Genomic DNA, 12913 nt, shown 5'->3' on the forward strand with positions numbered 1-12913 from the left:
CGCGCCGGGTCATGCCGAGTGGGTGAGATGCGGGGGCCCTGGTCCCCGTGCCGCCAGGAACTCCAGCACGGCGAGCGCGAACAGCAGGCTGAGGGCGATACCGACCACCACCCAGCCGGTCGGATACGACCACAGCAGACAGACCAGCAGCGCAACGGCCACCAGCAGCCAGGTGATCCAGGTGCGGTAACGGCTCACGAAGGGGCCGACCGGGCCGGTGCGCAGACCGGCGTGGTCGGCGGTGGCGCGCACCGCGCCGATACCGGACGTCCACAGCCGCCGAACCAGGCCGGCGTACCGGCCCGTCCCGGTGAGCCAGGCACCCAGGGCGACCACCACGGCCAGGGCCACGACCATGCGCACGGTGGTCCGGAGGAAGTGGGTCAGCGCGTCGTAGACGGCGGCGGCCGCGTCCGGGGAGACGCCGGCGGGCAGCCGGTCGAGATAGATCACGCGGAACACGCTCAGCCCGATGCCGAGGACTCCGGTGGCGACGGCGACGCCGAGACAGCCCGCGACCAGGGCGCGGCGGCGCCGGACCGAGAGCAGTACACCGGCGGCGACCAGCAGGACGGCCGGCACCGGCAGCCAGTTCCCGGCGAGTTGGAGCAGCCGTACGTAGGTCTTGGCCTGGCCGATCTGGTCGGATCTCGCGAGGGTGAAGTCGGTGTGGACGGCGGGGATGTGCTCGGCGGGGGTCAGGCCCGCGTCGACGAGCCGCTGTTTGACCCGGCCCACGAGGGGGCCGAGGTCGAGGGTGACGCTGTCGTTCTTCAGCTGGACCGCGCCGCCGCCGCTGCCGGTGAGTGCCTTGTCGAGGGTGCTGTGGATCCGGCGGTTGGCGTCGGTCCAGACGGTCCTGAAGGCGTCCGACGCGGCGACCTTCCGGGCCTGGTCGTGGACGAAGCTGCGCACGGCCCCTTCGAGCGCGCCGCCCAGTCTGCCGCTGAGCGCCTGTCGCAGCCGGGGCCGGTCCGCGGGGGTCACGTCGGCGAGCAGGGCGGGCAGGTCGAGGCGGGTCATCAGCGCGTCGGTGGCCCTGTTGGCGACGGCGTTCTGCACGGCGGGGTCCGAGGCGAGCGGGGCGACGGTGGCGACGTAGCGGTTGGTGTCGCCCACCACGTCGGCGGCCCACGAGGCGACGACGGAGAGCGGGGCGAGGAGACAGCCGAGGACGAGGAGCACGGCGCCGAGGAGAGACCTGCCGTGCTGCCGGGGCCGGGGTGGCCGCCGGGCCCGCTCCTTCTCCAGGGCCGTCAGCCGTTCCCGCAGCTCCTCCAGCTCGGACCGTTCGGTGCCGGACCGTTCCGGGCCGTCGTCCGCGTGTGCGCCGCCGCCCTCCATCCGTGCCTCCTCCTCGCCGACGACCGGGCCGCCTGCCCGGCGTCGAACGGAGGCTGAGCGCGGACGCGGCCACCGCCATCCTCACCCGGCGCCTCAGCGCACACGAGCGCATACGGGGCCGTACGGGTGAGGCGGGACGGAAGCTGTGCGCGCCCCGTCACTGGCTCGCCTGCTCCTGCTCCTGCTTGTCTCCCCGGGTCCTCCAGTAGGAGTAGCCCTCCGCGCCGAAGCCGGCGAGGGCCAGCACGATCCCCACCCAGAACAACGCCAGGCCCTGCGAGCCCAGGCCGCCGAGCAGCGACAGGTCGATGCCGAGGATGGGCAGAAAGACAGAAGCGGCGTCCCACCACTGCCCCTTACGGGCCCTGACGACGGCGGAACCCGACCCGAGCACGAAGACCAGCGCCATGAACGCCACCCATATCCGCATGACGGCAGTGTGACGTGTCCTGCTGTGCCGTCACCGGGGGCCGGGCCGCCGGGGCAGCGGCGGTACTCGGCGCTTGAACGAGGCTCGTGCGTCCTTGCACGATCCTCAGAGCGGGCGGGCGAGAGGTACGTCCGGGTGGAGGCCGGCGCACACGTGTGAAGTCGGGGGCGGTGCGGTACGGAGCTAGGTACGACCTCGCCGCCTCAGCCGTCAGGAGTCACGTCGTGAGCAGTATCGCCATCGTGGGGGCCGGGCCGGGGCTGGGGGCCGCGGTCGCCCGGCGGTTCGGGCGGGAGGGGTACGGTGTCGCGCTGCTCGCCCGGGACGAGCAGCGGCTCGGCGAGCTCGCCGGGGAGCTCGCCGGCCTCGGCGTCGACGTCCGTGGGTTCTCCGCCGACGTACGGGATCCGCGCGCCCTCGCCGGTGCCCTGGAGCGGGCCGCCGAGGAACTCGGGACGGTCGAGATCCTGCAGTACAGCCCCGTGCCGCAGCCGGACTTCATGCGGCCCGTGCTGGAGACCACCCCCGCGGACCTGCTCGGTCCGGTCGAGTTCTCGGTGTTCGGGCCCGTCGCCGCCGTACAGCAGGTGCTGCCGGGGATGCGGGAGCTGGGCCGGGGGACCATCCTCCTCGTCAACGGCGGTACGGCCGTCATTCCCCATCCGGACCGCGCCGGGACGTCCATCGCCTTCGCCGCCGAGAGTGCCTATGGGCATCTGCTGCACGACCGGCTGGCCGGGGAGGGGATTCATGTGGCGCAACTGGTCATTCCCGGGGCCATCGTCGTGGGGCACGCACGCAAGGATCCCGCCGTGCTCGCCGACATGCTCTGGGGGATGCACCGCGACCGGCACGGGTTCCGGCACTACGCCGATGACCTTGAGGGATGAACCCGGGGAGAGGTAGTCCCGAGGTGCGGTAATTCCGCGGAGGAGTAGCCCCGTCGGGCGGGATGGGCCGATCTGCGCGAACATCATTTGTGGGTCAATATGGTGTTCGGCCTGATTGCTCCCCACCGGGAGCCGGCGATGGCTAAAGGGGGCCAGCGATGGCTGTGGAAATACCTCCTCTCCTCAAGCCCTCCAGGCTCAGAAGCCGTGGAGGCCTGCTCGGTGAGTGCCTGGCAGAGTTTCTCGGGACCTTCGTGCTCGTCTCGTTCGGAGCCGGTGTCGTGGCGATGGCCGTCGCGGCGCTGCCCGGGTCGGGGCGTGCGGAGACCCCCACGACGATCTTCCTCGCCGCCGGTGACTGGCTCCTGATCGCCTGGGGCTGGGGCTTGGCCGTGACCTTCGGCATCTACGTGGCCGGCGGTGTCAGTGGCGCCCATCTGAACCCGGCGGTGACGCTGGCGTTCGCCGTGCGCCGTCAGTTCCCGTGGGCGAAGGTGGTGCCCTTCTGGGTGTCGCAGGTGATCGGCGCCTTCACCGGGGCCGCGCTGGTCTACCTCGTGTACCACGACGCGATCAGCGCGTTCGACGCCGTGTCGAAACCGCCGAAGGTGGGCGGGCACACCGAGGCCACCTTCTCGATCTTCGCCACCTTCCCGGCGCCGTACTTCCACGGCGGGACCTGGGGGCCGCTGATCGACCAGATCGTCGGTACGGCCTTCCTGGTCATGTTCGTCGTGGCGGTCGTCGACCTGCGCAACACGGCCGTGGGGTCCAACCTCGGCCCGTACGTCATCGGCCTGGCCGTCGCCGCCATCGGCATGTCCTACGGTGCGAACGCCGGATACGCCATCAACCCGGCCCGTGACTTCGGACCGCGGCTGCTCACCTGGCTCGCCGGATGGAAGAGCTTCGCGTTCCCGGGGAACGGGGCGTGGTTCAGCGGCTACTGGTGGATCCCGATCGTCGGCCCGCTGATCGGCGGTGTGATCGGGGTGCTGATCTACGACCTGTTCATCGGCGACGTCCTGCACGCCCGGCTCAAGCTGGGCGAACCGCCGGAGCCGGGCCGGACCCGCCCGACCGTGGACGAGCCGTAGGCGGAGCGGTAGTTGGTGGCGGTCAGGGCGCGGGTTTCTCGGAGCCCTGTTCGCCGAGGCGCCGCACCAGTTGCCGCGCCTTCGAGACGCCGGTGTCGATCTGCTCGGTGTACTTGCCGTCGGTGCGTTCGTCGGCCAGGTCGCCGGCCTTCTCCAGACCGGTCTCGATCACGTCACCGTGTTCCTCGGCGATGTCCTTCGCCTTGTCCGTCGCCTTGTCCGTCAGGTTCTTCAGCCCGTCGAGTCCATCGAACATGCCGGAATCCTCCCCGGCGGGGGCCGACCCCGGCAAGACGGCGCCCGAGGCGTTCGGTGGGGCGTGGCCGGAGTACTCCGGGAAGTCCGTGTCCGTGGCACGGGCTGGCCGTTCACGTCGTTTTCCAGGGTTTTCGCGCGGAGTTCGGTCATGAGGTTGATCCTGATCCTTGACTCGACGGGCAAGCAAGCCACCCACCCCTGGAGACGACGCCATGAGCATCAGCCCCCTCCTGACCGGCCTGAGCGGAAAGCTCCCCGAGCTGCGGGCGCTGTACGAGGATCTGCACGCGCATCCGGAGCTGTCCTTCGCCGAGGAGCGGACCGCGTCCGTGGTCGCGGAGCGGCTGCGGGCACAGGGCTGGGAAGTCACCGAGCGGGTCGGCGGCACCGGGGTGGTCGGGGTGCTGGCCAACGGGGACGGGCCCGTCGTACTGCTGCGTGCCGACATGGACGCGCTGCCGGTCACCGAGGAGACCGGGCTGCCGTACGCCTCGAAGAACGACGGGGTGATGCACGCGTGCGGGCATGACATGCATGTGGCCTGGCTGCTGGGGGCCACCGGGCAGCTGGCCGCGGTGCGGGACGGCTGGCGGGGGACGGTGGTGGCCGTGTTCCAGCCGGCCGAGGAGGTGGGCGGGGCGCCGAAGGTGCTCGCGGACGGGTTCGCCGAGCGGTTCCCGCGGCCGGACGTCTGCCTGGCCCAGCATGTGGCGGCCGCGCCGGCCGGGCTCGTCGGAACCCGGGCGGGCGCGCTGATGGCGGGCGCGGACAGCATGCGCGTCACACTGTTCGGGCGGGGCGGCCACGGGTCCACGCCGGAGGCGACCGTCGACCCGGTGGTGCTGGCCGCCGCTGTGGTGATGCGGCTGCAGACCGTCGTCTCCCGGGAGGTCGGCGCGGGGCAGCAGGCCGTCGTCACGGTCGGCTCGATCCACGGCGGCACCAAGGAGAACATCATCCCGGACACCGTCGAGCTGAAGATCAACATACGGTCCACCACGGCGGCCGTACGGGAGCGGGTGCTGGCGGCGGTCGAGCGGATCGTCCGGGCCGAGGCGGCCGCCTCCGCAGCCCCGAAGGAACCGGAGATCGTCCCCATCGACTCCTTCCCGGTCACCCACAACGACCCCGCGGCGACCGAGGCCGTACAGGCCGCGCTGGCCGCCGCATTCCCGGGCCTCACCTTCGAGTTGACCTCCCCGGTCCCCAACAGCGAGGACTTCGGCGCCTTCGGTACGGCCCTGGGGGCGCCATCGGTGTTCTGGTTCGTCGGCGGCGCCGACCACAGACTCTTCGCCGACGTCGACATGGAGGCCCTGGTCCGCGACGGCATCCCGCCGCAGATCCCCTCCAACCACTCCCCGCACTTCGCGCCCGTCCCGGAGCCCACGATCGAGACGGGCGTACGGGCGCTGCTCGCGGCTGCGGGCCACTGGCTCGCTCCCTGACGGAGTCCGCGTCGTCGGCCCCCCAGGGTCCCTACTGGTGCGGGGCGCCCTGATCCAGGGCCGGGCGCAGATCGGCCCGTCGGCGGATGCCCAGCTTCTTGTACGTGTGGGTGAGATGGGTCTCCACGGTACGGCGGGCCAGATGGAGCAGGGCCGCGATCTCCACGTTGGTGCGGCCCTCGGCGGCGAGTTCGGCGATCCGGCGCTCGCTGCCGGTCAGGGAGGCGGCGCCGGTACGGCGTCTGGGGGAGCGGGCGCCGCCTTTGCGCAGCATCCCCTCGGCCAGCTCCACCAGCCGTACGGCACCGAGCCGTTCGGCGTGCTCCACGGCCTCCCGCAGACTGTCACGGGCCCGCGCGCCCTCACCGGCGGCGGTCAGCCGGTGGCCCAGGGCGAGCAGGGCCTCCGCCGGTTCGGTACCGGCGGCGGGAGCGTCCCGCAGCAAGGCCACGGCCTCCTCGGTGAGTTCCAGACCCCGGCGGCCACCGGTCGCCGCACCGAGAACGCGCAGGGCCCGGCCCACCGTGCGCGGAGTGCCCCAGACCCGGGCCAGCCGCAGCTCCTCCTCGGCCAGGGCGATGGCCTCGAGGGGGCGGCCGAGGGCCAGCCGGCACTCGGCGGCGGCCGTACGCCAGGGGGTGACCACCGGGCTGATCACCTCACGGGCGGACTGGCGGCGGCCGCACTCCAGGAAGTCGTCCAGCGCCCCCGCCGGATCACCGGCGGCGGCCCGCACGACTCCCCGCGCGTAGAGGAACCGGTTCAGCTCCCAGGAGTCCGCCGCCTCCCGCAGGTCCAGCCCGGCGACCAGGCCCTCGGCCTGTGCGGTACGGCCGGTCTCCACCAGGGCGATCAGGGTGTGTGCGTGGGCGTTGCCGGGCGTCACCGACTCGGGTACGGCCGTCGGGTGGGTGTAGTCGGCGCGGGCCGCCGTGATGTCCGAACGGCTGTGGATCAGTGCCTGGTGCATGGGGTGCAGCAGTTCGGGGCGTTGCCCGGCCAGCCCCCGGTCCACCAGCCGATCGGCCTCGTCGAGTTCGTCGGCCCACTGGGCGACCGTGGCCGCCGTACCGACCAGGAACGGCTCGGTGAGCGGGTCGGTGGGTTCGGCGAGCAGGGTGCGCAGCCGCCGCATGGCGTCCCGGGCCGAGATGAGGCCCGCGGTGGCCGCGTGCCGCACCAGCAGGGCCTGGCCGGCCGTGCCGACCAGCTCAGGGGAGCGCTCGGCGGTCTCGGACAGCCGGCCGTAGACCTCCTGCCGTACCTCCTGGTCCTGGTCGGAGAGGAGGATGGAGGCGGTGTGCAGGGTGCGCACCAGGTCGGGGTGGTCGTTCAGCTCGCCGTCCACGGACCGCAGCAGCTCGACGGCCTTGCGGGTGCGGCCCCGGCCGGTCAGCGCGGTGCCGAGGGCGACAGCCGCGCGCACCCGGTCCTGCGGGGCGGCGGGCAGCCGGAGTGCCTCGGCGAGCCGGGGGATCGCGGCGGAGGAGCGGGGTGCCGCGTACTCCAGCGAGCCCAGCTCGGTCAGCAGCCGCTGCCGGCGGTCGTCGGGGAGGGGTTCCTCCAGGGCCCGGCGCAGATAGCCGACCGCGTCCGCGGCACGGTCGTCGTAGAGGGCGAGCGCGGTCGCGTCCTTGAGCAGGGGCACCGCCCAGGGGGCGTTCACCGGGCCGGTCGACAGCAGTTGGCGGGCCACGGCCTCGGCGGGCGCGTCCTGGCGGAGCATCGCCTCGGCGATGGCCCGGTGGGCGGCCCGGCGGCGGGCCGCGGGCACACCGGCGAGGACGGCGTCGCGCAGCAGGGGGTGCGGGTAGTGGGGACGCCCCTCGGGGCCGGGGGCGAGGAGGCCGATGTTGGTCATGGCGGTGAGCCAGCCGGCCACCCGCGTGGGGTCGGCGCCGGTCAGCTCGGCGAGCAGGGGCGTGAGGTCGATCTCCGGCAGCCCGGCGCCGGCGTTCTCTTCGAGTACGGCGAGGGCGCGGGCGACCTCGGTGGTGGACGGTCCCGCACTGTCCAGCCACCAGCGGACGGCGGCCGGGTACGCGCCCGGGTACAGCGCGGCCGTGGCGGTGGGCACCGTCGGGTGCCGGGCCTCGCGGAGGTCGTCGAGCAGGGCGCGCAGGAGCAGCGGACTGCCGGCGGCGGCCCGCACACAGTCGTCCACCCAGGCCCGGTCCGCGGCCGGGAAGGCGTCACGCACCCGGCCGGCCGCGGCCTCCTGGGTGAGGGGAGCGAGGGTGTGGGTCCGGACCAGCGCCGGGGGGAGGGTGTGCGCGAAGCCTGGGGTGGGCGGATCGAGGTCGTACTGGCTGCGTTCGCCGACGACCAGGAGGATCGGTAAGCGGTCTATGTGGCGGGCGGACTCCACGAGCCAGCGGTGCGAGGGGGCGTCGGCGAGGTGCACGTCGTCCACGGCGACGAGCAGCGGCGAGTCCTCGGCGTAGGCGCGCAGCACCCGCCACAGCCTGGCGGCGGTCGCCCGCTCGTCGCCGTCCACCGCGAGGTCGGCGAACTCCGGTACCGGGCCGAGCAGTTGCAGGACGGTGGCGAAGGAGATGGCGGTGTCGGCGGGGGAGCAGCGGGCGCGGAGCGTCTTCAGACCGAGGGCGGCGGCCTGCTCGGCCGCGGCCTCCAGGACGGTGGTACGGCCGGTTCCGGTGGCGCCCCGCAGCAGCACGAGCCGGCCGGTCCCGGTCCGTGTGCGTTCGGCTTCGTCGGCCAACAGGTGCATGGCGTCGGCGAGTTCAGGGGACGAATCGCTCATTCCTGGCTCCTCGCGGTGCGCTGGTGGGTTCGGGGGGTTAGAGGCGGCGGGGGTGGGAGAAGTTGTGGGGTGGCGGGATGGGCGGGGGGTTTGTTGCCGGGCCGGCACATTCGGTACGGGGTTGTGGATGTGGGGCGGGGCCCGGGGTGCGTGGCGCGAACAACCCCCACCGGCCCGCAGTCACCCACAACCGCACCCGCCCCCCACATCTCGTGGTCCCTGTCGTGGTGGTCCACGATTGCCCCTGCCCCTTTGGCCGCACCAGGCTTGGTACTCCCGTCCGTCACCGTTCCCTCAGGGGTGACGGGCACGTGGACATTGGGGAAGCGGTTGGTCAGCAACAGCTCATCAGCGTCGGTCGTCCGCACGCCCGTTGCGGTGTACGCACCCGACCCGATCTCCCGCGAAGGCGCGCTCAGCCAGTTGCGTCGGCACCCGGAGATCGAGTTGCGTGAGGAGTCCGAGACCGGCCCCGGCACGGTCGCCCTGCTCATCAGCGACAGCCTCGACGAACCGGAGCTCACCCGGCTGCGCCGCGTCGTGCGCAGCGAGGGCGCGCGGGCCGTGCTCGTGGTCGGGGCGCTGCGCGAGACCGAGCTGCTCGATGTGATCGAGTGCGGGGTCGGCGCCATCGTCTGGCGGCACGAGGCCAGCGAACTCCGGCTCGTGCAGGCCGTGCTGGCGGCCGCCCGCGGCGACGGCGACCTGCCCGCCGACCTGCTCGGCCGGCTGATCAACCAGGTCGGCACCCTGCACCGTAACGCCGCCGGCCGCCCGGGCGCCCCGGCCTCCGGGCTGTCCGCCCGTGAGGTGGACGTACTGCGGCTGGTCGCCGAGGGACTCGACACCGGTGAGATCGCCAGCAAGCTGTCCTACTCCGAGCGCACCGTCAAGAACGTCATGCACGGGCTGACGACCCGGCTGCATCTGCGCAACCGGGCACACGCCGTGGCCCATGCCCTCCGGGAAGGCTACATCTGACCGAACGGGCAGCGTGCACCGGTTCCCGGGCAGCGGGGTCTGCCCGGCCGTTCCTGCGGGTGCGGCGGGGGCGAAGGGCAGGATGGATATGAGTGCGGACAGGTCCATGGGGTGGTGAGTACGGCGTGATCCACGAGGTGGACCAGGTACTGCGGTCCCTGCTGACCAGCGGTGCGCTGGAGGGCTCCGGCATCGACATCTCCTTCGACGCCCCGACCCGCGACTGGGCGGCCCGCCGCAACGGCCCGGTGATCAACAGCTATCTGTACGACATCCGGGAGGACGTGAAACGGCGTCAGCGTGGGCACTTCGACGTCCGGGACGAGCGGGACGTCATCGTCAAGCGCCGGCAGCCGCCCCGGTGGTTCCGGCTGTCGTACCTGGTGACGGCGTGGACCAAGCGGCCCGAGGACGAACACCGGCTGATCAGCGCCGTGCTGGCGACCCTGATCCCGAGGGAGCTGATCCATCCGGGCGAACTGCCGCACTCCCTGCGCGAGCTGGGGCTGACCGTGCCCCTCTCGGTGGCCGGTATCCAGACCGAGGCCCGGTCCCTGGCCGAAATCTGGTCGGCGCTCGGCGGAGAGCTCAAGCCCTCCCTGGACGTCGTCATCACGGCACCCTTCCCGGCCTACCCCGAGTACGACGCCGGTCCGCCGGTCACCGAGGGCGCCGCCGTCCGCGTACGCCAGGGTCTGGACGAGACCGCACCGGTCCTCGAGGAGCGGGCCCACCGGCCCGTCCAGGTCGCCCAGGCCAAGGCCGCCCGGGGGAACCGGGCGTGACCCTGGATGTCTCCCTGACGCCGGTCGCCCCGCTCCTCGCCCGGCTGTCCGGGCTGCGCGAGCGGGCCGCCGCCCTCGTCGCCCACCGCTCGGCCGGCGACCCGACGGCCACCGACCCGCTGCGCGGTCTGTACCTCTCGGAGGAGGCGGTACGGCACTTCCTGCGCCCGGAGACCCCGGCCGAACTCCCCCCGCTGGAGCAGGACCTCACCGACCGGCTCACCGACCTCGCCACCCGCCTGCGCCTCACCCCCCTCGACACCACGATCCTGCTGACCGCGCTCGCCCCGGACCTGGACCGCACCTTCGAGCCGCTGTACGGCTACCTCAACGACGACGTCGGCCGCCGCCGCGCCACCGTCGCCCTCGCCCTCGACCTGTACGGCGCCCCCGCCCACCTCGCCGAGGCCCGCGCCCGCTTCCACCCCACCGCCCCGCTCACCGCGCTCGGCCTGCTCACCGTGGAGGAGCCCGAACGGCCCTTCCTCAGCCGCTCGTTGCGCGTCCCCGACCGGGTCCTTGCCCACCTCCTAGGCGACGACACCCCGGACCCGGCCCTGGCGGGACACCTGCGCTCACCGTCGTACGACAGCGAAGCCGTCGACGAGGAGTTCGTACGGCGGCTGGCCGGCCGGATCGGAGCCGGGCCGCTCTTCGCGTACCTGCGGGAGCGACGGGAGGGCGAGGGCCTGGGCTGCGCGACGGCCGCCCTGCGGCTGGCCGGGGTGGAGGCCTGGCACTACACCGGCCCCGAGGAGCACGCCCCGGAGGTGCTCCGGGAGGCCCGGCTGACCGGACGGGCGATTCTCGTCGAAGCCGCACAACCCCGCGCACTCGCCGGGTCGTTTGCCACGTCCCCCGACGTCACGGCGCTGATCTCCACCCCGCACCCCTACGACCCCCAGTGGTGCGACCACCGCGACCCCCTCGTCCTGGAGGTGCCGTCCCGGCGCGCCGCGGCGGTGGACGCCTGGGCGGCCGTACTCCCCGACACCTCCGGCTTCGACCTGGCGGCCACCGTCGCCCCGTACCACCTGGGCGGTGAACGGCTCGTCCGCGCGGCCCGGGCGGCGCAGGCCCTGGCCGCCTTCGACGGCACCCCGCTGGCCGCCGGCCATCTGCGGCTGGCCGCCCGCCAGCAGTCGGCGTCCGGTCTCGAACAGCACGCCCGCCGGATCCGGCCCGCCGTCGACTGGCGGGACCTGGTGCTGCCCGAACGCCCGCTCACCGAACTGCGTGAACTCGCCCTGCGTGCCCGCCACCGCGACCGGGTGCTCGGCGACTGGCGGCTGAGCGCGGGCGGCGGCCGGGGCCGCGGAGTCCTCGGCCTGTTCGCCGGCGAGTCGGGCACCGGCAAGACCCTGTCGGCGGAGGTGGTGGCCGCCGAACTCGGCCTGGATCTCTACGTGGTCCAGCTCTCCTCCGTCGTCGACAAGTACGTCGGCGAGACCGAGAAGAACCTGGAGCGCATCTTCACCGAGGCCGACCGCACCGACGCCGTGCTGCTCTTCGACGAGGCCGACGCCGTCTTCGGCAAGCGCTCCGAGGTCAAGGACGCCCACGACCGGTACGCCAACCTGGAGTCGGCCTACCTCCTCCAGCGCCTGGAGGCCTTCGACGGCATCGCGCTGCTCACCACCAACCTGCGCGCCAACATCGACGAGGCCTTCACCCGCCGCCTGGACCTGGTGATCGACTTCCCGTTCCCCGACGAGGAACAGCGACTGGCACTGTGGCGGCACGGGCTGGTACACGTACCGAGCGAGCCGGACATCGAACTCCGGCCACTGGCCGGCGACTTCGAACTGTCCGGCGGCGCCATCCGCAGCGCCGTGGTGACGGCCGCCTACCTGGCCGCCGGCCGCGGAGGGTCACTCACCGCGGCGGACCTCCTGGAAGGCGCCCAGCGCGAATACCGCAAGGCGGGCCGCCTGGTACCGGGCACCTGGTGACCGTCTAGTCCCCCGACGGACGCACGATCTTCCACTCCTGGTCGTCGGTGTTCGAGCAGTGGTACAGGGTCAGGTTGGTGTCGTTGCCGCCGGTGCTGTAGCCGGCCACGTCCAGGCAGAGGTTGTCGCTGGCGAAGTTACGGATCCAGTACGCCCCGCTGGGCTGCTTGTCGATCCACCAGAGCTGGTTGTCGGCCTTGGTGCCGTCGCACTTGTACTCGGTGATCGGTGAGGACAGGGCCGCCGAACCGTAGTTGGGCAGGTCCATGCAGAGCTGGTCCTTCACGTTCCGGATCTGGAAGAGCGCGGCCGAGCCCGGACCGCCCTTCGCGTAGCGCACCTCTAGGTTCCATCGCTGGTTGTCGGCGGTGGTCTCGTTGCAGGTGTACTCCCGTACCGGGCCGCCGCTGGTCCCCTTTTCGTAGCCGGGGATGTCCGCGCACTTCTTGGTGGTCGTGTTGAGCAGCAGGACGTTGTTCGCCGGTACGACGGCCTTCGGGGCCTTCTTCTTCGTCGCCTGGGGGGACGGCTGGGCCTGGCCGCCGCCCCCGCCCGCCTGGGTGTCGGACCCGCCGCTGCCGTTGTCGGACTGCTGCTCGGCCTGTGACGGCGAGGGTTCCGGCGCGGCGGCCAGGGATGGGCCGGCCGTGGGGCTGGGGGCGAGGGAGCTGACGCCCGCTACCTGGGTCTCTTCCCGGGCCAGGCTCTTGACCTGGGGTTTGTAGGCGATCCAGATCAGGGCGAAGGTGATGGCGAGGGCCAGCAGGGTGCCGAAGAGGGTGGCGATCCAGCGGGGCAGGAAGCCGCGCTGGATGTACGTTCCGTCCACAGGCTGTGGATTGACGCCCGCCCGCTGGATGGTGAGCGCGTACGGCCGCTGTTCCTTCGGCCCGAACCAGATGATCCGCCGGGGCTTCAGCGTGGCTTTGATGAAGGCGGCGCGGCCGGGTTCGATCTGGACGTT

11 protein-coding genes are annotated in these 12913 nt (G+C 72.7%); 6 read left to right on the forward strand and 5 right to left on the reverse strand.

From position 1 onward, the window contains the following. Positions 1-9: 9 nt before the first annotated feature. Both ABTY98_RS15985 and ABTY98_RS15990 read right to left on the reverse strand, forming a co-directional pair. Entirely contained in the window at positions 10-1344 is a 1335-nt protein-coding gene (locus tag ABTY98_RS15985) for a hypothetical protein (protein ID WP_352221504.1), read from the reverse strand. Positions 1345-1501: 157 nt separating this feature from the next. Further along, a complete protein-coding gene (locus tag ABTY98_RS15990; RefSeq protein ID WP_352221505.1) occupies positions 1502-1774 on the reverse strand; it encodes a hypothetical protein in 273 nt (90 codons plus the stop codon). 224 nt (positions 1775-1998) lie between these two features. Between ABTY98_RS15990 and ABTY98_RS15995 the strand changes: the two genes are divergently transcribed. Then, positions 1999-2664 (forward strand): SDR family NAD(P)-dependent oxidoreductase, encoded by a 666-nt coding sequence (locus ABTY98_RS15995; protein WP_352221506.1) that lies wholly within the window; start codon positions 1999-2001, stop codon positions 2662-2664. 158 nt (positions 2665-2822) lie between these two features. After that, entirely contained in the window at positions 2823-3761 is a 939-nt protein-coding gene (locus tag ABTY98_RS16000) for an MIP/aquaporin family protein (protein ID WP_352221507.1), read from the forward strand. 22 nt (positions 3762-3783) lie between these two features. On the opposite strand, the gene ABTY98_RS16005 is transcribed toward ABTY98_RS16000, so the two are convergent. Further along, positions 3784-4017 (reverse strand): antitoxin, encoded by a 234-nt coding sequence (locus ABTY98_RS16005; RefSeq protein WP_352221508.1) that lies wholly within the window; start codon positions 4015-4017, stop codon positions 3784-3786. 214 nt (positions 4018-4231) lie between these two features. Here ABTY98_RS16005 and ABTY98_RS16010 point away from each other — a divergent pair, with 214 nt between their 5' ends. Then, positions 4232-5467 carry an amidohydrolase gene (locus ABTY98_RS16010; RefSeq protein ID WP_352221509.1) on the forward strand — a complete coding sequence of 412 codons (1236 nt, stop codon included), beginning with the start codon at positions 4232-4234 and terminating at the stop codon, positions 5465-5467. Between the two features lie 31 nt (positions 5468-5498). On the opposite strand, the gene ABTY98_RS16015 is transcribed toward ABTY98_RS16010, so the two are convergent. Then, complete coding sequence (locus ABTY98_RS16015) at positions 5499-8231, reverse strand: LuxR C-terminal-related transcriptional regulator (RefSeq protein ID WP_352221510.1); 2733 nt, start codon at positions 8229-8231, stop codon at positions 5499-5501. Between the two features lie 318 nt (positions 8232-8549). On the opposite strand from ABTY98_RS16015, the gene ABTY98_RS16020 reads away from it, so the two are divergent. From ABTY98_RS16020 to ABTY98_RS16030, 3 genes are all read left to right on the forward strand, one after another. After that, entirely contained in the window at positions 8550-9212 is a 663-nt protein-coding gene (locus ABTY98_RS16020) for a helix-turn-helix transcriptional regulator (protein ID WP_352221592.1), read from the forward strand. A gap of 125 nt (positions 9213-9337) precedes the next feature. Continuing rightward, entirely contained in the window at positions 9338-9997 is a 660-nt protein-coding gene (locus ABTY98_RS16025; protein ID WP_352221593.1) for a Pvc16 family protein, read from the forward strand. Next, a complete protein-coding gene (locus tag ABTY98_RS16030) occupies positions 9994-11949 on the forward strand; it encodes an ATP-binding protein (protein WP_352221511.1) in 1956 nt (651 codons plus the stop codon). The genes ABTY98_RS16025 and ABTY98_RS16030 overlap by 4 nt, the downstream gene beginning before the upstream one ends. Positions 11950-11953: 4 nt before the next feature. On the opposite strand, the gene ABTY98_RS16035 is transcribed toward ABTY98_RS16030, so the two are convergent. Then, positions 11954-12913: RICIN domain-containing protein (locus tag ABTY98_RS16035; protein WP_352221512.1), on the reverse strand; the 960-nt coding region annotated here is incomplete at its 5' end.

This window comes from Streptomyces sp. NPDC096040, from assembly GCF_040303265.1.
GTDB lineage: Bacteria > Actinomycetota > Actinomycetes > Streptomycetales > Streptomycetaceae > Streptomyces.

What these genes read in the sequence shown, in the direction of transcription:
- ABTY98_RS15990 (WP_352221505.1), bottom strand. Translation starts at nt 1,774, where the DNA reads ATGCGGATATGGGTGGCGTTCATGGCGCTGGTCTTCGTGCTCGGGTCG.
- ABTY98_RS16015 (WP_352221510.1), bottom strand. Translation starts at nt 8,231, where the DNA reads ATGAGCGATTCGTCCCCTGAACTCGCCGACGCCATGCACCTGTTGGCC.
- ABTY98_RS16010 (WP_352221509.1), top strand. Translation starts at nt 4,232, where the DNA reads ATGAGCATCAGCCCCCTCCTGACCGGCCTGAGCGGAAAGCTCCCCGAG.
- ABTY98_RS15985 (WP_352221504.1), bottom strand. Translation starts at nt 1,344, where the DNA reads ATGGAGGGCGGCGGCGCACACGCGGACGACGGCCCGGAACGGTCCGGC.
- ABTY98_RS16005 (WP_352221508.1), bottom strand. Translation starts at nt 4,017, where the DNA reads ATGTTCGATGGACTCGACGGGCTGAAGAACCTGACGGACAAGGCGACG.
- ABTY98_RS16000 (WP_352221507.1), top strand. Translation starts at nt 2,823, where the DNA reads ATGGCTGTGGAAATACCTCCTCTCCTCAAGCCCTCCAGGCTCAGAAGC.